The sequence below is a fragment of the Embleya sp. NPDC005575 genome, from assembly GCF_040605455.1.
Classification (GTDB): Bacteria; Actinomycetota; Actinomycetes; order Streptomycetales; family Streptomycetaceae; genus Embleya.
Window position 1 is genome coordinate 26,443 of the sequence record NZ_JBEXCV010000012.1, and the last position, 23,727, is coordinate 50,169.

Annotated in this window: 16 protein-coding genes and 2 pseudogenes; 8 read left to right on the forward strand and 10 right to left on the reverse strand. The window is 70.1% G+C overall.

All coding sequences use genetic code 11. From position 1 onward, the window contains the following. Window positions 1-209 precede the first annotated feature (209 nt). The gene (locus ABZS54_RS06355; protein WP_355531648.1) at window positions 210-1,043 is read right to left on the reverse strand and encodes an arylamine N-acetyltransferase; all 834 of its coding nucleotides are present in this window, start codon (window positions 1,041-1,043) and stop codon (window positions 210-212) included. A gap of 1,063 nt (window positions 1,044-2,106) precedes the next feature. Between ABZS54_RS06355 and ABZS54_RS06360 the strand changes: the two genes are divergently transcribed. Then, window positions 2,107-3,558 carry a tetratricopeptide repeat protein gene (locus ABZS54_RS06360; RefSeq protein ID WP_355531650.1) on the forward strand — a complete coding sequence of 484 codons (1,452 nt, stop codon included), beginning with the start codon at window positions 2,107-2,109 and terminating at the stop codon, window positions 3,556-3,558. Between the two features lie 214 nt (window positions 3,559-3,772). Then, window positions 3,773-4,942, forward strand: a complete 1,170-nt coding sequence (locus tag ABZS54_RS06365; protein WP_355531652.1) for a hypothetical protein — start codon at window positions 3,773-3,775, stop codon at window positions 4,940-4,942. 41 nt (window positions 4,943-4,983) lie between these two features. Here ABZS54_RS06365 and ABZS54_RS06370 read toward each other — a convergent pair whose 3' ends face one another. Both ABZS54_RS06370 and ABZS54_RS06375 read right to left on the reverse strand, forming a co-directional pair. Then, entirely contained in the window at window positions 4,984-7,344 is a 2,361-nt protein-coding gene (locus ABZS54_RS06370) for an MMPL family transporter (RefSeq protein ID WP_355531654.1), read from the reverse strand. A 552-nt stretch (window positions 7,345-7,896) separates the two neighbouring features. Next, window positions 7,897-9,198: a phosphatase PAP2 family protein gene (locus ABZS54_RS06375; RefSeq protein ID WP_355531656.1), complete on the reverse strand. Its 1,302-nt coding sequence runs from the start codon at window positions 9,196-9,198 to the stop codon at window positions 7,897-7,899. Window positions 9,199-9,662: 464 nt separating this feature from the next. On the opposite strand from ABZS54_RS06375, the pseudogene ABZS54_RS06380 reads away from it, so the two are divergent. The 4 genes and pseudogenes from ABZS54_RS06380 (at window position 9,663) to ABZS54_RS06395 (ending at window position 14,149) form a co-directional block, all read left to right on the forward strand. Beyond that, window positions 9,663-11,017 (forward strand): annotated as a pseudogene (locus tag ABZS54_RS06380) (MFS transporter). 152 nt (window positions 11,018-11,169) lie between these two features. Continuing rightward, the gene (locus ABZS54_RS06385) at window positions 11,170-11,613 is read left to right on the forward strand and encodes an Rrf2 family transcriptional regulator (RefSeq protein WP_355531658.1); all 444 of its coding nucleotides are present in this window, start codon (window positions 11,170-11,172) and stop codon (window positions 11,611-11,613) included. A 75-nt stretch (window positions 11,614-11,688) separates the two neighbouring features. After that, window positions 11,689-12,900, forward strand: coding sequence for a globin domain-containing protein (locus ABZS54_RS06390; RefSeq protein ID WP_355531660.1), 1,212 nt, complete (start codon window positions 11,689-11,691; stop codon window positions 12,898-12,900). Window positions 12,901-13,372: 472 nt separating this feature from the next. After that, window positions 13,373-14,149, forward strand: a complete 777-nt coding sequence (locus tag ABZS54_RS06395) for a ferritin-like domain-containing protein (RefSeq protein ID WP_355531662.1) — start codon at window positions 13,373-13,375, stop codon at window positions 14,147-14,149. A 6-nt stretch (window positions 14,150-14,155) separates the two neighbouring features. On the opposite strand, the gene ABZS54_RS06400 is transcribed toward ABZS54_RS06395, so the two are convergent. The 6 genes and pseudogenes from ABZS54_RS06400 to ABZS54_RS06425 form a co-directional block, all read right to left on the reverse strand. Continuing rightward, window positions 14,156-14,602, reverse strand: coding sequence for a hypothetical protein (locus tag ABZS54_RS06400; protein ID WP_355531664.1), 447 nt, complete (start codon window positions 14,600-14,602; stop codon window positions 14,156-14,158). Window positions 14,603-14,813: 211 nt separating this feature from the next. Next, a pseudogene (locus tag ABZS54_RS06405) lies at window positions 14,814-15,131 on the reverse strand (MFS transporter); the annotation flags it as partial. 59 nt (window positions 15,132-15,190) lie between these two features. Then, complete coding sequence (locus ABZS54_RS06410) at window positions 15,191-15,439, reverse strand: hypothetical protein (protein ID WP_355531666.1); 249 nt, start codon at window positions 15,437-15,439, stop codon at window positions 15,191-15,193. 232 nt (window positions 15,440-15,671) lie between these two features. Then, window positions 15,672-15,992 carry a carboxymuconolactone decarboxylase family protein gene (locus tag ABZS54_RS06415; RefSeq protein ID WP_355531668.1) on the reverse strand — a complete coding sequence of 107 codons (321 nt, stop codon included), beginning with the start codon at window positions 15,990-15,992 and terminating at the stop codon, window positions 15,672-15,674. 214 nt (window positions 15,993-16,206) lie between these two features. Continuing rightward, window positions 16,207-17,589 (reverse strand): chloride channel protein, encoded by a 1,383-nt coding sequence (locus ABZS54_RS06420; RefSeq protein WP_355531670.1) that lies wholly within the window; start codon window positions 17,587-17,589, stop codon window positions 16,207-16,209. A 682-nt stretch (window positions 17,590-18,271) separates the two neighbouring features. Then, window positions 18,272-19,645, reverse strand: coding sequence for a phosphoribosyltransferase family protein (locus ABZS54_RS06425; protein WP_355531672.1), 1,374 nt, complete (start codon window positions 19,643-19,645; stop codon window positions 18,272-18,274). A gap of 765 nt (window positions 19,646-20,410) precedes the next feature. On the opposite strand from ABZS54_RS06425, the gene ABZS54_RS06430 reads away from it, so the two are divergent. Further along, window positions 20,411-21,049 (forward strand): RNA polymerase sigma factor, encoded by a 639-nt coding sequence (locus ABZS54_RS06430; RefSeq protein ID WP_355531674.1) that lies wholly within the window; start codon window positions 20,411-20,413, stop codon window positions 21,047-21,049. Then, entirely contained in the window at window positions 21,046-21,921 is an 876-nt protein-coding gene (locus ABZS54_RS06435; protein ID WP_355531676.1) for a hypothetical protein, read from the forward strand. Before ABZS54_RS06430 ends, ABZS54_RS06435 begins: the two co-directional genes overlap by 4 nt. A gap of 194 nt (window positions 21,922-22,115) precedes the next feature. Here ABZS54_RS06435 and ABZS54_RS06440 read toward each other — a convergent pair whose 3' ends face one another. Then, window positions 22,116-23,642: an NPCBM/NEW2 domain-containing protein gene (locus ABZS54_RS06440; RefSeq protein WP_355531757.1), complete on the reverse strand. Its 1,527-nt coding sequence runs from the start codon at window positions 23,640-23,642 to the stop codon at window positions 22,116-22,118. Window positions 23,643-23,727: the final 85 nt, after the last annotated feature.

The window sequence follows — 23,727 nt, forward strand, 5'->3', positions numbered from 1 at the left end:
TCAAGCGTGCGCGCCGGCTGAGCCCTCCGCACTCCGAATAGGGAGGCAGCCTGCCCGTTCCGGCTCACCCTGGTCTCGGACACGGCGGTGGACGTCGCGATGTTGCCGCGGGACGTGGCGATGCCGTCGGCGATGCGCGCGGATCGGCTACACGGCCGACAGCTTCCGGCTATCCGAGCGCGGCCACGTCGGCGCGGGCAGGCGTGCGCTCACGGCGTTGGCGCGGCCGCCTCGGCGGCTCGCTCGAGGAGGCGCTGTTCCTCGTCCGTCGTGAGCGGGACCTCCAGGACGCGCAGCCAGTCGGCGAGTTCGCCGTCGCGGAGCGGGCGGTGCTCGGTGGGCGCGTCCACCCGGCGCACCGTGAGCGTGGCGTGAGTGACGGTGACGTGCCGGTCGGGCAGGTGGCGGGTGACCATCAGCGTGCGCTTGAAGTGCGACGTCGGATGGGTGCTCGTGTAGTAGTGGCCGATCTCGACGTCGACGGGCAGCACGGCCAGTTCGTCGGTGGAGTGCATCATCAGCCAGCCGTCGTCGCGCAGGCGGCGCATTTCCCACCCGCCGTCGGAGTGGTCGATGCGGTAGCGCCAGCCGAGGTGGTCGTCCTGCGTGCCGTCCGCCAGCGGGATCGGGCGCAGCACGCTCATCCCGAATCCCGGGTCGCACAGCAGCCGCTGCCCGTCCAGCACTGCTTCGACGACCATGTGGGTCCGGCCCTGCAGGCCGCCGTCGGCCGGGTCGCCGACGCGCCCGAGATGGCGGCGTACGTCGTAGCCCAGCCGCTCCAGCACGGCCGCGAAGAGCGTCGAGTGCTCGAAGCAGTAGCCGCCCCGACCCCGGCCCACGAACTTCTCTTGCACAGCCCCCAGTTCCACTTCGCCGGGCTGCCCGAGGAAGACGTCGATGTTGTCGAACGTGAATGCCCGGACGTGCGCTTCGTGCAACTCGTCCAATGCCTCCCGCCCCGGCGGCCGCGCCGGGAGGCCGAGCCGCGCGAGGTAGCCGTCGAGGTCGAGTCCACCTATCTGCCAAAGGTCTGTACTCACGCACCCCAGTCAACCAGTGCCCGACTCCCGCCTGCCCGGCGGGTATCGACAAGGAGGCCGCACCCGATCGCCCACTGAACACTTACGGGCACTCTACGTGGCCAGTCGGATGGAATCCGCCGCGCCCGCCGCGCATCGCGGACTGTCACGGCGGACGCGTCATCGGCGCGTTGGCGGCGGCCAGGGGTCGCGCGGGCCACTACAACACCCGTGCGGAACGCCTGCCACGTCTCGAAGTCGGCTACGTCGACCGCGAGTTGCGCGTCGCCCGTGGTGCCGGAATTGCTCCCGACACGTTCCCGGTGCACGCTGGAAGAGAAGGAGCATTGACGAAGAGTGGGCAGCGGGAGAGGGGGCATGATCATGCCCTCGGTCAAGCATCTCGTCAGGGAGTCCTTCCGCATCGCAGGGTCCCGGCCGCTGACCGGAGCGCGTCGGGGACGGCGGATAGCGCGGCTGCTGTGGGCGGCGCGCAGCACCAACGTATGCATCCTGGTGATCGCCGCCGTGCTCGTCGCGCTGACGGTGACAGGAGCCGTGGGATTCCTGTCCCGGAACATGTCCCTGAGCATGTGGGTCGCTGTCGGCTTGGCCGTGATCCTGCTGCCGGCTGTCCGCCGAGACGCCCGGCCGGTGCGGATCCTCCCCTTCAAGAACCTGGTCGACGAGGACGGTACCGGGCAGGCGGACCGGGTCGCGGCGGGGTTCGCCGAACTCCTGGACGGCGAGATCGAGCGGATTGCGGAACTGGTCCGGCAGGAGCCGTTCATGACGGCTGCCGATGTGCTCAACCCGGCCGGGCAGCGGGGCGACATGGTTCGGCGGTCCTCGGCCAGGGCTCTGTTCAAGACCGGGGTGGTGGCCACCGGATTGCACGGGGACGCCAGGACCACGGAGGTCGGCACGGTCACCCTGGGCCCGCTGCAACTTCAGGTGGGTACCGTGCTGACCTGGCTCGAGAGGGCCCGGCCGAACGCTTCAGGGATCGCTGGTGGAGGCGGATGGGGTATTGCGGGTCGTCGCGTCCCAGTCCGGGCTGCGCGGGCGTACCTGGACGGCGCAGGTGACGACCGACGGCGACGCCCGCCGAGCCGGCGGGCGCCTTGCGTGGCAACTGGCCCATCGCATCGAACTGGAGCGGCCGGGGGCTTCGGCGTCGGGTGCCGACGTCGACAGTTTCCAGCGGTTGGTGGACGGCCTGGACAGTCACAAGACCTTCCAGCAGGAAGGCGTACTGCAACACCTCGACGAGGCGGAGGACCATTTTCGCGCGGCCCTGGCGCACAGTCCGGGGTACGCCGCCGCCTACCACAACCTCGGCCTGGTCTACCGCGAGCAGCGGCGCGTCCGTACGGACATCGGCCTTGAGATGTCGGAGGCGGTGTGGTGCGGGCCGCCGCTCATGTGGCAGAAGGCGATCGCCCTCGACCCGACGATGGCGCCGGCCCGCGTGCAACTGGCCAGAGCGTTCATCGAGCAGGCCGACCGTCCGGATGTCGACGCGAACAAGCGGTCCGACCTCCTGAAGCAGGCGATCCAGTCAGCCGGTAGCGCGCTCAAGCAGCCTTCCGGCACACATCCGATGGAGAGCGCCCTCGCCTCGTACTGGCTCGGGGTCGCGCTACTGAAGCAGGGCCGCCGGCAGCGGCAACGCACGACGCGCGGGGGGAAGCCGAACCACATGGTGCGCGAGGCGCTGCGGCTCTTCCGCCGCGCGGAACAGGATCTGATCGACGAGCGGGCCCGAAGGCTGGTGCGCGAGGGGGACACGACCGCGGTGCGGCCGCTGACCGAGCGGATCGCCCACGTCGTCGGCTTGGAGTCCGAGTGCTGGTTCGAGTTCGCGGGCGGCGCGTGCGGCCGGACCCGGTGGGACTGTGTCGAAGAGGCCGAGCGCCTCATCCATATGGCGATCCGTTGGGCCCCTGACGTGCCGGAGTTCCATGTGCTTCGGGGCCGCATGCTGTTGAAGTACGGCGACAACGACGCCGCGCGGCTCGCGTATTTGGAGGCCGTGCAGCGGGATCCCCAGAACCATCACGCACGGCCAAGGACATCGGTGTGTTGTTCACCGCCATCACAGGGACCGACGGCGAGGCCCGGGAACAGGCCGCCGACCTCTTCATCCTGGCGGCGCACCAGCATCCCGACGACGCCGTGGCCTGGCTCCTGCTCGCTTTGGTCGCACCCGACGCGACCGCCGCCCGGTCGCTCGCGGGCAAGGCGTTGGCCCTGGAACCGGGTAGGGAGGACGTGCGCCGGATCGTCGACGAGCAGTGGCCGTCGCCCGAAAGCCCCGCTCCTGGCGCCCCCGGCTGGGAGAAGCGCTTCACTCTGCGCTGGGCGCAGGCGTGGAACGATGCCCGCGAGGCGCAACAAGCAGGCAATGGGGTACATCTGCGTGAGGGCTTGGACGCCGTCGAGGAGCTGCGCGGCGAGCGCGGCGGAACGCGGCCCGAAGTGTCCTTCGTCGCCAGGGAGATCGGACTGCTGTACGCATCGATGGCGTCGATGATCCGTCCCTCCGACGAACAGCGCGCCCATTGGCGGAAAGCGGTCGATCACCTCACGAAGGCCGTCGGACACGAGCCGTCCTCGACGTTGGAGAATCCCCCGCTGTGGTACGTGGAACTCGCCGACGCACGCGCTGCTCTCGCCGACTCACAGTCCGAAGCGGGGCGCGAGACGACGCCTTGGACAACTACGGACAGGCCGTCAGGAGCTACAGCGTGGCCATCAACACGTCACCCAAGACCGTCCGCCCCCGATACGGCACCGGACTCCAGGGCTGGGAGCGGCTGGCGGAACTGTCCGCCGAACCGCCGGACCTGCCCACGCGTGCGCGTGCGATCGCGGGGCGGGCGGCGGTGTACGCGCGTCAGGGCCGCGTCGGCGATGCCGTACGGGACTGTCGTGATTCCCTGAAACTGGCCCCGTTGTACGCCTATCCGCGTTTCACACTGGCTCTGCTGTACCGGGACCAGCGGGCCCAGTACGACCTGGCGAATCAGACGCTGCTCCGGCTGATCGAGCTCCTGCCCGCCGGGGAGCAACGGGACCTCGCCCGGCTGGAGCTGGTGCGTACCTACCGCAAACAGGCTGAGACGTCGCCGGACGGCGACAGCGAAAGGCTCCTCGACCGGGCCCGGGAGGAGTTGGTCAAAGCCACGCGCGAGGCGTCGCTGAGCGCGGACCTGGAGGCGTGGATGCACGAGGAGCTGGCCACCGTGCTGGATCTCCTGGGCCGTTCGGACGAGGCCATCGTCGCCCTGCGCGCCATTGGTGGCACGACCGAGCAGCCGAATACCTCGCAGCACCACGAGCGGATCGCTCACCTGATGGCCGGAAGTGAGCAGCCGCGGGAGGTGGAGCAGGAGCTGATCGAGGCTCGGGAGGCCTGCTCGGCCCGGCTGAAGGGGTCACACGGCGCGGACGAGGAGTACACGCTGCACGCCGCGCTGGTCAGCCTGACGGCAGGCCTCGCGATGTTCTACGCGGAGCATGGCATCAACCTTGCCAGAGCGCACGAACTCGCGGACGAGTCCCTGGCGAGCGCGCCGGGCGTCCTGGACCTCGGCGGACAGGCGGTGTGCGAGGACGCCGGTGGGTGGGTCGCCTACCGGGAGGGCCGGATCGGCGAGGCCGTCGATTTGTTGGAGAAGGCCGTGAAGGATTCCGGGGGTGACGCTCAGGAATGGGCACACCTCGCGTGCGCACTGGAAGCGCGGTCCCTCCGACTCCGACATCGGCGCCGGGACACCGACCACGCCCGGGACATCTGGCAGCACATCGTCGAGCATTTTCCCCGCAGCCCCGTTGCCGAGCAGGCCAGGCAGCATCTCGACCTGTTGCCCGAGCACCTGCACCCGCCCAAGCCGCTGTTGTCCCGCGGCCGGTGAGCCTGGCGCACCACCCGAGGGGAGTGACTCGCCGAACCGCCCTATGCGGAGCTCCTGCGGTTCGCGCGTCCGAGTCGCGTGGCCGTCGACTTCACAAGTGCGCTCCTCGCCGCCATGTCCGACCCCATCACGCGCCCGATCCACCACCGGCGGTCGCGCACGCTACCGGCGGTCTTTGCCTTGCGCGGACGGGTGGGCGTCCACCAATTGGCGCGACCGGCCAGGCGCATGACCGCCGGGACCAGCAGGCCGCGGACGACGGTCGCGTCGAGGAGTGCGGCCAGGGCCAGCCCGACACCGACCGCCTTGAGGAAGATCAGGCCGGAGGTTGCCAAGGCGACCATGACCGCGGCGAGGATGGTGGCGGACCAGGTGAACAGGCGGCCCGTGCGGTCGACTCCGCGGGCGACGGCGGTCACCGTGTCGGCGCCCGTCCGGTGTTCCTCGACGATGCGGGACAGCAGGATGCACTCGTAGTCCATGGAAAGCCCGAAGGCGATGCAGAACACCACGATCGGGAGCAGCACGTCCATCGTGCCGGTGACCGGGAAGTCGCCCACCAGCCACCGGAGATGCCCCTGTTGGAAGACGAGCACCAGCGCGCCGAACGTCGCGCACAGGCTGAGCGTGTTCAGCGCCAGGGCCTTGATCGCGAGGACCGGCCGGCGGGTGAGTGCCAGGACCAGAACGAACATCGTCAGCGCCACGAGGGTCAGGGCCAGGGGTAGTCGAGCCGCGATCGGACCTCGCACGTCGGCGACCCTGGCGCCGGGGCCGCCCACCCGGATCAGGGCGGGTGAGGGAAGCTTCCGGATCGCCTGGGCCACCTCCGGGTCGGTCGGGTCGCCTCGGGTGACGACGGACAGGTACGCGCCGGGTGTCGCGAGGAACCGGGCCGATTCGGGGGTCGGAGCGGCGACGTTGCTCCCGGCGCGGTAGACGCCGGTCGCGGTGTGCACCCGGGCCACCCGTCCCAGGAGGGAGATCCGGCGCGCGTAGTCGTCGAGTTCCCCGGCGCGGGTTCGGCCGTCGAGCTGAGGGAGCACGACGGTGGTCGCGCGAAGCGCCCCGTCGGGGAAGTCCTCGCGAAGTGCGTCGCCGACGCGTCCGGAGTCGGCACCGACCGGCAGCACGCGGTCGTCGAACGCGCTGAAGCGTGCCTGGGTGAATGGGGCGGCCAGAAGGAGGACGACGCAGACGACGGGGATGCCCGCCGCCAGGGGGTGGCGCATCATCACCATGGCGATCCGACCCCAGGCGCCCAACGGCTCGCGGTCCTGGGGTCGCGTGGTCGCGGACGCGCGGCGGCGACGCGCGAACACGTCGAAGCGTTCGAGGCGGTCACCGAGCAGCGCGAGCGCGGCGGGCAGCACCACCAGGCTGCCGAGGGCGGCCATCGCGGTTACGACGACGCCGCCGCACGCGATCGAGCGGAGCATCGGATGGGGAAAGACCAGAAGGGTGGCCATGCCGCACGCGACGGTGGCGGCGGAGAAGGCCACGGCTCGTCCGGCGGTGTGCATGGTGGTGTGCAGGGCCCGTGTCGAATCCTGCCCCTTGCGGCGCTCCTCGCGGAAACGGCTGACCAGGAAGAGGCTGTAGTCGATCGTGAGCGCGAAGGCGAGCGCGGCACTGATACTCAGTGCGTAGACGGACACGTGGGTGTGGTCGGAGAGTGCGCGCAGCACCGCGGTGGTGCCCAGGACGGCGAAGACGCCGACGGCCACCGGGAGCGCGGCGGCCACCATCGAGCCGAACACCAGCAGCAGGAGTGTGGCGGTCACCGGCAGCGCGACGAGTTCGCTCGTGCGGGTGTCCCGGGCCGATTGACGGTCGACCATTGCCCGGACGGCGGCTTCGCCGCCGACCGACACCGTCAGTGGTCCCGTCCGCCCTGCGATGCGCGGTGTCAGCCGGTCGGCGATTCGGGCCGTCTCGGCCTCGTCGCCGCGAAACCAGGCGAGGATCAGCGCGGCGCGCCCGTCCGCCGAGCGCAGGTTCGCCGAGGCGGTGCTCCAGTATGAACTCACCCGGGTCACTTCGCGGTCGGAGCCCAGTCGTTCCTCGACGAGACGCGCGGCTGCCGCCGCTTCGGGCGCGTCCACGTCCCGGCCCGGTGCCCGCACCCGGGCCAGGGCGATCAGATCGGGGGTGCCGGCGCCGAAGCCCCGGTTCAGGAGTTCCTCCGCGCGCAGGGACTCGGCGTCCGGCGGCACGAGTCCGCCCGAGGAGGTGAGACTCGCGACATCGTGACCGACGAAGCCGGCCAGGACCGTCACGAGCAGGGCGAGAGCCGAGACCAGAACACGGTGGCGGACGGCGAAGGGAGTGGGGGACAGGCGATTTCGGACATCGAGCTTGGGCGGGTCGTCTTTCGACGACAGCGTCGTCTCGACGGGCATCTCCCACTCCCTCGGCGGATTCGGATCGGTTCGGCCACCGGTTCGCAAAGGCCACCGGGCAGACGACAGGCCGTGCCGATCACGGCGAGGGCCTCTCGGCCGGGGCGATCCATGAGGGCCTCCTCTTGTCGCGCCCACTGCGCCTGCACTCGAGTAGCCCGCCGCCGGATCGACCAAACATTTGGAAAGGCTTCGACGCCGCGCGGCCGGCGACAGGGCCCGAGCGGTGCACGGACCGACGACCGGGTGTGTGGGACCCACCGGCCGCGCCGTGCACCGCGAGTTCGTCGGCACGCCGCGAAGCCGGCGCGCGTGACCGTCACCGGCGCCGCCTTCGGGGACGGCGGGACTTCACCACTCGGCGTCGACACGGTGACGACCGCGACTGCCTTCCGCCCGGCCCTGGGCAGGCTGTGCGGGCGGCCGGCGCGCCTCGGGGACGAATCCCCGCGGCGCCTCGACCACCGCCGAGGTGAGCGGCTCCTGGGCGCTGAGCCGGCAAGAAGAGCGGGTCGGGTCGGGTCGTATCGGGCGGTCGTGGGCGCACGGCGATCACGCCGGCAGGAGTCGCGATTCCAGTTGCTCCGCCGGCGCGGCCTCGGGGTCCCACAGCCTGGTCGTCCGCACGTAGCTGTAGATGACCGAGGTCATCGCCAGAATAAGCAGTGGTCCAAACACCCAGGGATATCTGGCCATCTCCGTCGGCAGATATCGATACGACACCAAGAGCACGGCGAAAACCGTCGCGCCGTAGGTGACCAGTCGGATTCCCGACCGGTCCCAGCCGCGGTCGAGCGAGCGCATCGCTGCCTCGATCGTGAGCGCGAACACCACACCGGCCACGAGATCCACGCCGTAGTGGTAGCCGAATCCCAGCGTGGCCCCGAGCGTGGCAATCAGCCAGAACGCTCCCGCGAAGCGGAAGAACCGCGGGCCCCGGCGGGAATGAATGAAGATCGTGGTAGCCCACGCCGTGTGCAAGCTGGGCATGCAGTTGCGAGGGGTGATCTCGTCGAATCGTATCGGATGCGGGGTATCGATCGACGGCGGCGTATCCGGCCACAGGTTGGCCGCCGCCCAATGCCCGCCGTCGGCGCCGTAGGCGAAGATCGGCCCGACCACCGGGAAGATCATGTAGATGCCCGGCCCGAGCAGACCGATGACCAGAAAGGTGCGCACCAGGTGATGGCCCGGGAAGCGGCGCTCGACCGCCACGCCACGCAGTTGGTACAGCGCGACGATGGCCGCTGCCAGCGGGAGCTGACCATAGACGCCGCCGAGAATGTGGGCGCCGATCGGACCGGTGGCCTCGACCATTCGGCCGGCCAGCCACGACGGGTCACCCAGCGCGTGATCGGCGGTCGCCACGTACTGGTCGAGCACAGCCGGGCGGGTCATCGACGTGATGAGCAGCCAGGTATCGCCCGTCTTGTGGCCTGCCACCAGCAGCAGTCCCAGCCCGGCGCCTTTCAGCAGCAGGACACGTTCCCGGCCGGTACGGCGCGTGACGGCAATGACCGCGCAGCCCAAAACCACCCACAACGCGCCGTTACCGAAGTTCATTCTGGCGTCGACCACCCACCGCGCCAGCCAGAATGCGACATCGATGCCGATCGCGGCACCGGCCGCGATAAACCGTTCCCGCCAGGTGAGCACAACCATCATCAATGCCAAACCGGCATACAGCAGCGGCCCCGAAGCGGGAGCGAGTATCACCTCCCGCGCCTGGTTGGTGATCGGCCCCGGTAGGCCGTAGCGACGTGCGGCGATTTCCAAGGTGATGAGAAATCCGAGGGCTGCCACACCCGTAGTGGCCCACAGAATCGCCCGCGACCGAGGTCGTACGGAAACCATGATTTTGCGACTTATTCGCGAAAATATTCGCAATGTTATTGATATCAATTACTTGGCCGATTTGTTAGATTTTAGTAGATAGATCACCCTTTGCGCTATATTGCATTGTTTTCTGGGTGGGGAACGACACTCGGGCGATCGTCGTGAGTCGATCATGTTATCGGAGCGGCGCGGGGGGTTCGCCGACCTGTCGATTTCCAGGATCAATGGTCGGCGCCTCGGACAAGCCGCGCACGAGGCCGAGCCGCACGCCGCGTCGATGCCCGTTGGGCGCATCGGCGCCGTGACACCGGGCACGCGCCTCGACCTGCGTGCCGCCTTGGCGGCGGCGCGGGGGCGGGTCGATGTGAGCCGGCCGCTGCCCCACGCGGGCTCCTCCTTCCCGCCCCCACCGAGACGGTGATCCTCATGGCCGACCCCCGCACCACCGCGAACCCCAAACCCAGCCCCAGCACCCCCGGGTCGTGCGGAAGGTGGTCGCGGCCGGCCTCATCGGCACGACCATCGAGTGGTACGACTACTTCCTGTACGGCTCCGCCGCCGCCCTGGTCTTCGGCAAGGTCTTCTTCCCGAAGTCCGACCCGCTCACCGGCACCCTGCTCGCATTCCTCACCTACGCGATCGGCTTCGCCGCGCGCCCGGTGGGCGCCCTGGTCTTCGGCCACTTCGGCGACCGGCTCGGCCGCAAACGGCTGCTCGTGGTCAGTCTGCTGCTGATGGCGGCGCGACCGCCCTGATCGGGTGTGTCCCCGGCTACAACAGCATTGGCATCGCGGCGCCGATCCTGCTGACCACCCTGCGTCTGGTCCAGGGTTTCGCCCTGGGCGGCGAGTGGGGCGGCGCGGTCCTGCTCGTCTCCGAACACGGCGACCCGAAACGGCGTGGCTTCTGGGCATCCTGGCCGCAGGCGGGGGCACCCGCCGGGAACCTGCTCGCGGTCGGCGTGTTGTCCTTGATGACGACCGTGCAAAGCGACGCGGCGTTCGTCGCCTGGGGCTGGCGCATCCCGTTCCTGCTGTCGGCGGCGCTGGTCATGGTCGGCCTGTGGATCCGCCTGTCCGTCGACGAGTCGCCGGTGTTCCGGGACGCCCTGGCCAAGGCCGAACAGCGCAGGGCCGCGGGCGACGCCGAGCAGCCCCCGCTGCCGGCCGTGCTGCGCCACCACTGGCGCGACATCCTCGTCGCCATGGGCGCCCGGATGGCGGAGAACATCTCCTACTACGTGATCACCACATTCGTCCTGACCTACTGCGTCGGCCATCTCGACATCCGCAAGCAGGAGGCGCTGAACGCCGTCCTCATCGCGTCCGCCGTGCAGTTGTGCCTGATACCGCTCTTCGGCGCCCTGTCCGACCGCATCGGGCGCAAACCGCTCTACCTCGCCGGAGCGGTCGGTGTCGGAGCGTGGGCGTGGGTGTTCTTCGGGCTCCTCGACACCCGGTCCTTCCCGGCGCTGGTGCTGGCCGTCACCGTCGGTCTGGTCTTCCACAGCGCCATGTACGCCCCGCAGGCCGCCTTCTTCTCCGAGATGTTCGCCACCCGGATGCGCTACTCGGGGGCATCCATCGGTGCGCAGTTCGCCTCGGTGGCGGCCGGGGCGCCCGCTCCGCTGATCGCCGTCGCGCTGCTCGATTCGTACGGTGACTCGACGCCGATCTCCCTGTACATCACCCTGGCTGCGGTGGTCACGGCCATCGCCCTCCTGGCCGCCAAGGAGACGCGCGGCCGCGACCTGGTCGACCTCGGCGAGGCGGACGAGACGGTCGGCGCGCCGGTGCCGCAGTCGCGCGACACCGAGGCGGCCATCACGTCCGGCTGAGAGCTGTGCGCGGAGGGGGGTCGACATGTGTCGACCCCCCTCGCGTGTCCGTTCCCCCGCGCGTCGCCGGGGTTTGGCCGCCGCCGACCCGCTCGGCCCTGCGAGGTGACCTGAATACTCATCTCAGATGCGTATTTGATAGCGTCACCCTCGTGCAGCTGACGAGATTCACCGATCTGGCGCTACGCGCCGTCATGCGCTTGGCGGTCGCCGAGAAGAACCAGGCGCTGACCACGCGCGAAGTCGCGGAGGCGGTCGAGGTGCCGTACACCCACATGGCCAAGGCGGTCTCGCGTCTTGGCGAACTCGGTGTCGTGCACGCGCGGCGTGGGCGCGGTGGCGGCCTGGAGTTGACCGTCCTCGGGCACCGGGCTTCGGTGGGTTGGCTGGTGCGTGAGCTTGAGGGGGAGGGTGAAGTCGTAGTGTGCGACGGCGAGTCGCCGTGCCCGTTGCGCGGTGCGTGCCGGTTGCGGCGCGCGCTGCGCCAGGCGCAGGACGCCTTCTACTCCTCGCTCGACTCGCTGACCGTGGCCGACCTGGTGTCACGGCCGACCGGTCCGCTGCTGATTCAACTCGGTCTGCGCGACCAGGGCTGAAAACCCTTCCCAGCAGGGGAAGGGGGTCGACGTCCACGCTTAAATATGAAGATCATCTACCAATTTGGAGGATTCATGCTGTCCGAGCGATCCATACCGGTCATCCGTGCCACCCTGCCCGCCGTCGGCGCCGCCCTCGACGAGATCACCGGGCGGTTCTACGCCGGGATGTTCGACGCCCACCCCGAGTTGCTGCGCGACCTGTTCAACCGAGGCAACCAGGCGAACGGAGAGCAGCGACAGGCACTGGCCGGATCCATCGCCGCGTTCGCGAGCATGCTTGTGGAGCGGCCGGACGCCCGACCGGACGCGATGTTCTCCCGGATCGCCAACAAGCACGCAGCCCTGGGCATCACACCGGACCAGTACAAGATCGTTCACGATCACCTCTTCGCGGCGATCGCCGAAGTACTCGGCGACGCGGTCACCCCCCAGGTCGCCGCCGCCTGGGAGGAGGTCTACTGGCTGATGGCCAACACCCTGATCGCCGCCGAGGCCGCGCTCTACCGGCAAGCCGGATTCCCCGACGGCCGGACATGGCAACGGATGGAGATCATCGAACGACACGAGGAGACCCCCGACGTGGTCTCGTTCAGCCTGCGACCGGCCGACGGCAGCCCCGCCGGGGCGTTCCGACCCGGGCAGTACATCAGTGTGCAGACCGAACTGCCCGACAGCGCACACCAGATCCGCCAGTACAGCCTGTCCTCCGCGCCGGGCCGTCCGCACTGGCGGATCACCGTCAAACGCGTCAGCGACGGCGGCGCTCCGGACGGCGAAGTCTCGACATGGCTCCACCGGCACGCCGCAGTGGGTGACCTGCTGACCGTGTCCGCGCCCTTCGGTGACCTGGTTCTCCCCGACGGCGACGGCCCGCTGCTCCTGGCGTCCGCCGGTATCGGTGTCACGCCCATGCTGGCCATGCTCGCCCACCTGGCGACCACCGCATCCACCCGCCGGGTGACCGTGGTGCACGCCGACCGCAGCCGAACCGACCACCCCCACCGTGACGAACAACGGTCGCTGGTCGACGCGTTGCCGGATGCCACCCTGCATCTGTGGTACGAGGACGCGGGGATCGACATCCTCGGCGACGGTGACGGCTCCGCATCCATCGGCCGAGTCGACATCGGCGCCCTCGCGCTTCCGGACGGCCTGACCGCCTATCTGTGCGGACCGATGCCCTTCATGCGCGCCGTTCGCGGCGATCTTCTGCGCCGCGGCTTGCCCGCTGCGGCGATCCACTACGAGGTCTTCGGCCCCGACTTGTGGCTCGGACAGCAGTAGGCGAGCCTCGCGCAGTCGATCACCCGCCTTCATCCGCGAGACCCGTTCCGGTGCGTGGCGGCTCAGGGGCCGCCGCATCCCGGGCATGGGCCGCCCTCGTCGCGCCTTGCGCGAGGTACGGCGTCCCATGCCCGGGCCCGGCGGCTCGCGCCCGCGACACTCTCAAGGTCGCTGCCCCGGCCGGCCGGCGGGCCGAGGCACGGCAACCCCCTTCGCGTCACCCCGGCGATCCCGCATACGCCCTACCCCTCGGAGAGCCGTCGCGGATTCCCGTAGCGCCCGAGGCCACCGGACCCAGTCGTTCGCACCACACGGTGACGCTGCGGCCGTTCCCGAACTGCTGTAGATCGATCACCCGGTTTCGCTTCACCGAGAGGTGGTACCCGTGCTTATCCGACGATCGTTCCGGTACCTGGTCCAGTGACCGAGTTCAGCGGCATACGCGGTGCCTGCGGAAAAGGAAGGCCCGGTCATGCTCAGCCCCCGTGGCATTCTTCAGGAGATCCACCGAAACGACGAGGCGTTCCGCCTGTTCTGTAGCATCGCCGCAAAAGGCGAGAGCCAGGGAGGGTGGGAGAACGGGCGGATCGCCGCCTTGGTCTCCGACCCGGAACTGGCGCCCAAGGTCGCGCGGCACGGCGCCGACGAGGACAAGCACGGGCGCATCTTCAACGCCATGCTGCACCGTCGCGGGCTCGATCCAGTCGACGTCCCACCCGAGACGGACTACTGCATGCTGCTCGAACGCCAAGGCATCGGCCTCGCCCACGACCGGCTGCGCCGCGACGAGCCGATGACCGAGGCCGACATCGTCGAATACCTGGTGCACAGCCGGGTAACCGAGCAGCGCGCCGCCGAGGACATGCGGATGCTGCGCCGATACCTCGGCGACGAGCCCGACATCGGCCGCAGCCTTCGGATGATCTGCGACGACGAGGAGAACCACCTCGCGTATTGCCACGAGGAGCTGCTGCGTCTGTCCGCGCGCGGCTGGCGGATCGACATCCGACGAGCCCTGCACAAGACTGCCCGCGCCGAGATCAAGGTGAACCGCGACGTGAGCCTCGCGGTAATGGACTGTATGGGTCGCCTCCTCGGCTGGTCGCGCGGCCGGCGACTGGCGCTGAAGGCCGGTATCCACGTGACGTACGCCTATGACCGGCTGTGGGGCACCCGCCGCATGGTCGCACTGCGCCCGCCGAAGCGCGTCGATGCCATGGCGCCGAGGGCCGCCGATCCGCGGACCTGACGGGCTTCATGTGCGGCCTTGGATCGCTGCGACCACGCCGCTGACGATCGAGGTGGCGACCGATGTCCCGGCGTCGGCTTCGCCGACCGTCCGCACGGTGGCCGGTGCCAGGCGGGGGAGCATGGTCGTCTCGCCGGCGCAGGCGCAACAGTCCACGCGCGACCCGGTGTTGGAGGGGGAACCCACGTGGAAGGAAACGGGCGCCGGCGGCTGGTCGCGGATGATCCCGCCGACGACCACTGCGCCGGAATCGGGGAAGGAGCCCACGGTGTCCGGGTCGGTCCCGGCGTTACCGGCCGCGATGACACAGGTGACTCCGCGGCTCTTGGTGAAGAGCAGAGCCGTGCGCGTGACGGAGCCGGACTCGACGGGAAGCTCGACGGCCTGCCCGCTCGACAGCGTGGTCGGGGCGGGCAGCGCGATGTCGAGGACGTCGCTCGCCTGTAGCTGCACGAGGACCAGGTGAATTGCCGGGAGTGGCGCTAGCTCTTCGTCTTTGCCCGGAGCACGTTCGCGCCCGCGATCAGGCCGAACGACAGCGCCGTCACCACGCCGAACGAGGCCACCGGCGACGTCGCGTGCGCCAACCCCCCGATCAGCGACGGGGCGACCAGGCCCGAGGTGTACGTGACCGTCGCGACGCCCGTGATGGCCTGAGCGTCACGCACAACACGACGAGGTTCGGCGCGAGCGACGGCAGCGCGAGGGCGAGTGTCCACAGCGACAACAGGATCCGCAGCGCGAGGCGTGCGCCGAGCCGGTGGCTGATCGCGGCGGCGAGCGGCATCGCGAGCGAGGCGCCGATCGCCGGGAACGCCAGCGCGACGCCCAACTGCCCCGGGCCGATGCCCGCGTGGTCCTGGATCCACGGCACGCGGGTGGCGAAGTTGCCGGTCACCGCGCCGTGCACGGCGAACACCGCCGCGATGGCCCAGCGGCCGCGGATGACGCGCGCCCGCTCCGCGACGCCGCTGACGTCAATGGGGTCACTTTCGGGCGCGGCGGCCCGGGCCGGGGCGGCCCCGGCCGTTTTGCCGTCCGTCACCGCCGCCCCTCGGCACCGCAAGCACCGTCCACATCGCAGGTGTTCGCGGCGGCAGGCTCGGTGGCCTGCCAGACATAGGCCTTGCCCTTGCCGCGCGGCCCCCGGCGCCGCCGAGCCTCCCGGCCACGCCGATCGAAGGCATCCGCGATACCGATCGTCGGGGTGACCGCGGCGACGCCGGTGGAACCGCCGATGCCCACCTCCCGCCCCTGGCCGCAGCGGACCGCCTGGATGGCGCCGACCATGCCGGCTGCCTGAATCGCTTCAGCGCTGTTCCCCTCCGGCGACTGAACCCGGCGCCGCAGGGCCGGACCAAGACCCCGCCGGGCTCGGGCCGCCGGCCTCCGTGCGGCCGCGATGTACTGCTCCGTCATCCGCCGCCCGCATCAGCCGGGTACGGGCGCCCAGTGCCGCCGGCCACGCGCCGGGGCGGCTGAAGGCCCGCACCCTGAACCGGACTGCGTCGACGCCGGTACCTCAGGCGTCGGGCGTCAGTTCGGCGGCGGCGATCTCGATACCGAGAGCCTTGGCGATGTGATTGGCCGCGGCCATGACTCGCGCGGTGCCGACGACCGGCGCGATGGCGACGAGGACGTCTTGGATCTGCTCCGGCGTCAGATCGGTCGCCGAACCCGCCCTGAAATGGGCCAGATAGGAGACCGGAGGTGCGTCCATGGCGACGAGCGCGGCAATGCGGGTGAGGACCAGGGTGTCCGGGGCCATGCCGCATCGTTCCAGCGAGTCGAGGGTCATGGCAGCCAGGGTGTCCAACACGGGTGTGTCTTGCGATGTGGTCATGATCAGCTTCCTCACGAGTCTCGTGGTTGCCGGGCGCCACTGTCGCCGCCCGGCTCACCGGGCCCCCTTTCGACCCTAGGCCTGCCGGGCCGCAGGAGCATCTCAGGCCGGTCGGCTCGGCGCTGCGGCCGACAGTGCGGCAGGCAGGAGTGCGAGTCGGGCGGAACGTTACGATCAGGGGCAATTTTCCTGGATCCCGGCCCCGCTCGGGCCCTCACGTCGTCCGGTCAGGTGCCTTGGGTGCTTTGGGTGCCTCGGGTGCCTCGGGTGGCGGAGGAGGGGAGCCGGGGGGTGTCGGGGCGAGTCGCAGGGACACCACGTACGAGACCACGACCGCGACGATGACGACCGGCATGACGGTGAGGCCCGGCGATCCGAGCAGCAGCGTGGCCAGCAACACGGAGACCATCGGGAGTTTGAGCATCGCCACGCTCATCGCTCCGATGCCCATCGCAAACCCGTAGGTCACCGGCAACCCGGGACAGTGGGAGAGCACGATGCCGCCGACTCCTCCGAGGAACATCGCGGGGAAGATCGGGCCTCCGCGAAAGCTGCTCAGCGACGCGCAGTACGCCAACCCCTTGCAGGCCAGCAGCAACACCAGCACGCCCACGGAGTACGAGGCACGGCCGGCGAGCAGGGGGTTGAGCGCGTCCTGGCCCGAGTACAGCACGTCGGCCGCCTCCTTACCGGAGCTTTCCGCGTAGGCGATCGCCAACCCGCCCACCACCAGGCCCATCAGCACGGTCGCCGGCACGGTCCGCAATTCGACACGGGCTTGCAGCCACAGCGAGAGCCGATGGATTCCGGCACCGAACACCGCCGCCGCGACGCCGATGACCAGGGCCCAGCCGAACTCGGCGGTGTCGGGACGAGAGACGGGCGGGACGTTGATGAGGGTCAAGGAGTACGTACCCAGCCCTCCCCATGCGTCCAGACCGATGAAGACCAGCGTGCCGACACCCGAGGCGAGCAGGCCCGGCACCAGGACCATCCCGAGCAGTGGGCCGCCGAGTCCCGAGGCTTCCATCAGGAGGAATGCGCCCAGGAGCGGGGACCCCAGCAGGGTGCTGATGGCCGCGAAACTCCCGGCGGAGCCGACGACCGCCACGGCGTTGGGCGGGGTGTTCCGCTTCATCAAGCGCAGCGCACCGGCGGCCAGCCCGCCGCCGAGCGCGATGAGCGGTGCCTCGGGGCCGAGCACCGCCCCGAGGCTGAGGGTCGCCAACGCTGCGATGAAGATTCCGGGAAGGTCGATCGGACGGGCGACGCCCGTGGCCTTCAGACCTTCGGCCGGCTTGTGGCCGCCTTCGCCGGGCAGACGGCGGATGGTCGTCCCGACCAGCAGGCCGGCCACCACGAGCAGGGGCAGCGGCCACCAAGGCGGTGTCCGCTGGAAGCCGATCTCCTCGGGCAGGTCGGTGTAGGTCCACGATTGGAGCTCGCCGACCAGGGCCAGGAATCCGTACGCCGCCGCGGAGACGGGAACCCCGAGAATCGCCGCCACCACCAGGAGCTTCAGGTACTCGGGGCTGCGGACGAGGCGGAAGGGATCCTGCGGCGCTGCCGGTGCTGCGGCGGGTGTATCGGCCGACATGCCCATTGGCTCCTCCGTATCGCGACCTCGGCAACACCGGGGTCATTCGTATGCACGACTGGTGGGGACGACGAGCCGTGGATGGCCGGCCGGGTCGACGGCCCCGCATCCCTCGCCGTCCGCTCGTCGGCGTTCGCCTCCCCTGGCGCCGGGCCGCCGTCGGGAAGCGGAGGGTTCCGCGCGGCGACCGAGGATCCCCGAGGATGACGCGGACGGCCACACCGACCAGCGGGAGGCCACCGGGCATCTGCACGGTGGCGGCGATGTGGGCGCCTTCCGACTCGGGGCGATGCCGCCGTGGCCCTCCCGCCGATTGCCGGTCGGTGTCCGCGCCAGTCTCTACGCTCACCGCTGAACCCGCTCTCAACGAACCTGGATGTCGCCTCGGATTCACCCGGTCGCTGCGGTTCCACCCATCTTCGGCTGCGGGCACACCGGCGCATGCCGAGCGCGGGACGGCGTCGTCGCGACCCACGAAATGACACCCACAGTCACTCTATGTGGCTGTCGAGTCACCTTCGAGGATCGCCATGCGCCGGGGGCCGGTCGAGCGCGGGGGTGCGAGGCGGTCGCCGGGGTGCGGGGCCGTGTCGCACGCGAGGAGGTTTCAGCGTCTCGTGCCCTGCGGCGAGGGCAGCCCGCGTGCGGACCCTCGGGCTCGCGACGACATCGTCGCCCGCGCTCAATGCGCCTTCGCGCCGGCGGTCGGTCGGCCGAGGAACCAGTCTCGGGCCAGGTCGGCCACCGCGTCGAGGGTGCCCGGTTCCTCGAACAGGTGGCCGGCGCCGGGGACGACCTCCAGGCGGCTTTCGCAGCGGAGGAAGGTACGCGCGCGGTTGTTGAGTTCCAGGACCACGTGGTCGTTGCCGCCGACGATGAGCAATGTCCGGGCCGTGACGGCGGGCAGATGTGCTTCCGCCAGGTCGGGCCTGCCGCCCCGGGAGACGACCGCGCCCACGTCGTCACCGAGTTCGGCCGCCGCCCACAGTGCGGCGGCCGCGCCGGTGCTCGCTCCGAAGTAGTCCACCGCCCGCCCTCGGGTTTCGGGCCGCTCCCGGAGCTCGCGTGTGACGTCGATCAGGCGTCGGGCCAGCAGTTCGATGTCGAAGACGTTCGATCGGGCGTGTTCCTCGGGCTCGGTGAGGAGATCGAACAGCAACGTGCCGAGGCCGGCTCGGTTCAGCGCGGTTGCCACGAAGCGGTTGCGCGGGCTGTGTCGACTGCTGCCGCTGCCGTGCGCGAAGACGACGATCCGTTCGGCTCCTGCGGGCACGATCAGGTGCCCCGGAAGCCGCACGGTTTCGAGTGACAGTTCGATGTCCCTGTCCGTGGGCGCGGATCCCGAAGACCGGGTCGATCCGCTACCCGTCCTCGCACCTGCCCCCGCCCCCGCTTCCGCCTCCGACGACGACTCCGGGCGGCGAGCGACGGCCCGATCGAGGCGCTCGACGACCTCCTCGTCGGTGGTCTGGGAGAAGTCCGCGTAGAACTGCCCCACCGCCATGAAACCGACAGGGTTGTGTAGGCAGACCACCTCGTCGGCGTTCGGATCCGGTCCCTGCCCCCAGCCGGCGGGCGCCACCGGTACGGCGAGCACCACGCGCGCCGCACCTCGATCGCGGACGGTGCGACAGGCCGCGCGGGCGGTGGATCCGGTCGCGATGCCGTCGTCGACGACCACGACGGTTCGGCCGCCGAGTTCCAACGGTGGCCGTTCGCCCCGGTAGCGGCGGGCACGCCGTTCCAGCAGCTCCCGTTCCCGCCGTTCGATCGCTTCCAATTCGGTCCGGGAGATGCCCGAGGCCTGCACGACGTGGTCGTTGAGGACGGTGACTCCCTCTTCGGCGACGGCGCCCATTCCCAGCTCCGGTTGGAAGGGAACGCCCAGTTTCCGCACCAGGCACACGTCCAGCGGGGCGCGGAGCGCATCGGCCACCTCGGCGGCCACCGGCACTCCTCCCCGGGCCAGGCCGAGCACGATCACGTCCTGGTCCTCGAAGGGCGCCAGGCGCTCGGCCAGTTTTCGTCCCGCGTCGACACGATCGGTGAAAAGCACGACTTTTTCCCTTCCGGGCACGACCTGGTCTCCTGCCGGCGCCGCCCGGGATATCGGCCTGCGACAGGCGGGCCACGGCATTCGGCCCACCGTGCGCATCGGCTCCCATCGGCGCAGCGGCTTGGATCCGGACGTACGGGCGGCGCGGAACCGACTGCCGAAACGGCCGGGAACCGACTGTCGAATCCGTCTCCCCCGCTCCTTCGATTCTCCGATGTCCACGGCCGAAGCGCCCGCTGTCCCTCGTCGCCCGCCCCGCACGGCTTCTCCGCCACGACGCCCGAATCCCCGAGTGCGTCGAGGGACAGGTCGCCCCGTCGTCGAGGGGACGCTCGTGATCCTCGCCTACGACCTCGGCGGCAGCAGCCGATCAGGGTTCGGCAACTGCACGGAAGCCACCTGGAACACGTGCGCGGAGCCGAAGAAGGGCACCGGAGACCGTGCCGGCGGTCGGCTCGCGGCCACGCTGTCCTGGACGACCACCCAAGCGTCAGGGCAGTTGACGCCCGCTTCGAGGCGACGGCGGTTGCGCGACATCGAGCCCCGGCGATCGGCACCGTGTCGCTACGCCGGCCCGGTTGCCGGGCCGTCCAGTCCGACGCACCATCACCCCCACCGGACGGGCCCGTTCCAAGACCGGCGGGGGGCGCCGTCGACGGTCGATCCCGCCCACGGCTGATCCGCGCCGACAGTATGGATGTGAGCCGCGTCATGTGGCGGGAGCGCGCACGGCGTTGCCGGACAGCTAAGGGTGTGAAAACAAGTATGAGAGCGCGGATAAGAGCCGGAGACCCGCGCGCCTTCGAGGAGTTGTTCGTCGAGCACTCCGGATCCGTCTACAACCACGCTTTTCGTCTGATCGGCGACTGGGCGGCTGCCGAGGACGTGGTGGCCCTGACCTTCCTGGAGGCGTGGCAATTGCGCGGCAGGGTCGCCGAGGACGGCGGGTCGCTGCGGCCGTGGCTGCTCGGCGTGGCCACCAACGTCACCCACAACAGCCGCCGGACGACCAGACGGCATCAGGCGGTGCTCGCCAAAATGCCGCGCGAGCAGGTGGTACCCGACTTCGCCGACCTGTTGGTCGAACGGATCGACGACACCCGCACCATCGCACGGGTCCAGTCGCTGCTCGGCGAGCTGCGCCGCCATGAACGCGACGTCATCGCCTTGTGCGTGTGGGCCGGCCTGGATTCGGCCGCCGCCGCCGAAGCACTCGGCATACCGGTCGGCACGGTCCGGTCCAGGTTGTCCAGGGCCCGCGCCAAGCTCAGGAGGCTCGCCGAACGCGAGCAGCCGCCGAGTGCGGAAGCGCGGGTGCCGTTCGACCACGCCGGCGAACCCCGACGCCCCGAGACCGTCGCCCGAATCCACGCCCCCTTGCGCACCAGGAAGGAAGCCCGATGAACAACCGGACAATCGAGGTCGACGACGCGACGATCGCGGACCTCGCCGCGCTGATGCCGGTACCTGCGGAGCGGGAGCTCCCGCCCGAGCGGGCTCTGCAGATGCGCTCGGCCCTGGACCGGGCCTTCCGGGACGCGAATGACGCCGAGGCCGGGACGGCCCCCCGGCCCCGGCGCCGGCGGCTGATCCGGCGGATCGGCGTGCCGGCCGCGGTCCTGGTCGTGGCCGGCGCCACCGCGGCGGCGATCCTCGTGGACGACTCGCCCGCGCGCGTGTCCTTCCCCGAAGCGGCCTCGTGTTCCTATGAGTACACGAAGACCCCGAAGTTCCTGTACGCGGCGCACATCGGGCCGGGGCAGACGCCGGAAGCGGCGTGCGCGGTGTACTGGGACGCGATGACCGACACGGCCCGCACCCAGTTGCCCGCCGACAGCCCGGACCGGACCGTCGCGCACCCGGCGACGCCACCGCTGGTCGCCTGTGCACAGAAAGCGGGGAACCACGACGTGTTCGTCATGCCGCAGCCGGCCGGCACCACGCCACAGGAGGCGTGTTCCGCACTGGGCATGACCCGCCCCGACGAGAGCGCGCTGTATGGGGGAGCCACCGTCGAGCAGGTTCGTCGGTTGAATGCGATGCTCAACGGCCCCGGGTTGGGGAGCACCCGATGCATGACCTTCGCCTATGCCCGTGCCCGGGCCGAACGCGCGCTCGCCGAGGTCGGCATCACCACCTGGCCGATCAAGGTAGGCCTCGAACCGGGCGAGAATCCGAATCTGGCCTTCCCCGTGGTCGACGCGGACGAGCCCGCCATCCACCTCCGCAATGGCGGCATGACCGACCTGTGCCGGGTCGGGACCGCCGGCCGCTGAGCGCGGGGCGACGAGGGGCGGCCTGCCGGGGGTCGAGGTCGCCGGGTCGGTCGGCTCGCGGCGGTGCATGGGGGCGGGCACCGGGGCGGGCGGGGGGACGGCCGACTTCCGGAAAGTGTCGAATCCCCGTCGCGGTGAGGTCGATCATGACGCGGGAAGCGTTCCGGAAGCCGGCCGATCGGGCCGTCGGTGGGTCAGTTGCAGGTGAGCCTGGGGGTCGTCCAATCGGCGTGGTCGTAGTCGATGCCGTTGCCCCCGTCGGTGACGACGAGGGTCAGCGTCCGGCCACCGGTCAGATCGGCGGTGAGTCTCCTGGACGGGTCCGACGTGGTCATCACGCCGCTGTCCGCCACCTTCGTGGTGTCCCGATAGATCTGGAAGGCGACCGCCCCGATGTAGGCGCTCTCGTCGTCGACGCCCACATCCACCGTCAGGCCGGTACACCGGGCACCGAGGTGGTAGGTGATCCTGCCGGCGGCGTGCGCGCCGAGGCCCTTGGCGTACACGGCGCCGTTGATCGTCAGGGCCCTGCCGTCGCCGGCTGCTCGCTCACCGTTGCTCCGGTCCTTCTCCACCGGTCCCCAGCCGTTGGCCATGCCCGTCCAGGGGACGTCGGACAGGTGGGACGTGCCGGAGGGGGGCAGTGGGAGCGAACCGGGTGTGATCCGGTAGGCGACGGTGGCGTGGGAGGGTACGGAGGCGCTGATCGTGCCGGTCGTGTTCGTGGAGACGGCCTTGGTCCACAGGTCTTTCAGTTGGTAAGGGCCGCGGTTGGCGATGCCCAGGGCGTCCGTGGTGGTGGAGACGGTGGCGGTGGCCCCGGTCTCATTGGTCAGTGAGACGGCCAGGTCTCCGTTCGCCAACTCCTTGGCCATGATCACCAGACCTCCGCTGTTCGCGACCACTGTGCCCTGCTTGCCCAGGGGGTCCTGGTCGACGGCGATCACATCGGCGTTGGAGAGGATCCCGAAGGTGTCGGCGCTCGCCGTGCGCAGATCGGTCCCGATCAACAGTGGCGCGGACATCATCGACCAGAGAGTGAAGTGGGTGCGGTACTCGGCGCCCGTCATACCGCCGTTGCCGACCTCCAGCATGTCCGGGTCGTTCCAGTGGCCGGGGCCGGCGTACGGGGCGAGCGGCTGGTTCCGGTGTGCGATGCCGATCATCGACGACCAGTTGTCCCCGATGTCGCCCGTGGTGCGCCACAGGTGACCGACCGGGGCTGCCCACTCCCAGGGCTTGCTTTCGCCCCAATCGCAGAGGGAGAAGACGATGGGCCGGCCGGTGTCGCGCAGGGCGTTCGCCATGTCCGTGTAGCGTTTTCTGGCGTCCACGCCCTGGTTGTTGCAGTTGTCGTATTTGAGGTAGTCGACACCGAAGGAGGCGAACAGGTTCGCGTCCTGCCGTTCGTGGCCGAGGCCGCCGGGAAATCCGGCGGGGTTGCAGGTCTTGGTACCGGCGCTGGTGTAGATGCCGAACTTGAGACCCTTTCCGTGCACGTAGTCCGCGACGGCCTTGATGCCGTGTGGGAAGCGGACCGGGTCGGCGACCAGATTGCCCGAGGCATCCCGGTTCGGTAACGCCCAGCAGTCGTCGAGGTTGACGTACCGGTAGCCGGCGTCCTTGAGCCCCTTCGACACGAAGAGGTCGGCGATGCCCTTGATCATCGCCTCGTTGAAATCGGCCCGGCAGTGGGTCGAGTTCCAGTTGTTGAACCCCATCGGGGGGAGCGCCGCCTGGCCGTCGGGCGCCGCGGCGGCCGACGGGGCGGCGACGACGGACGCACCGGCCAGTGCGACCGTGCCC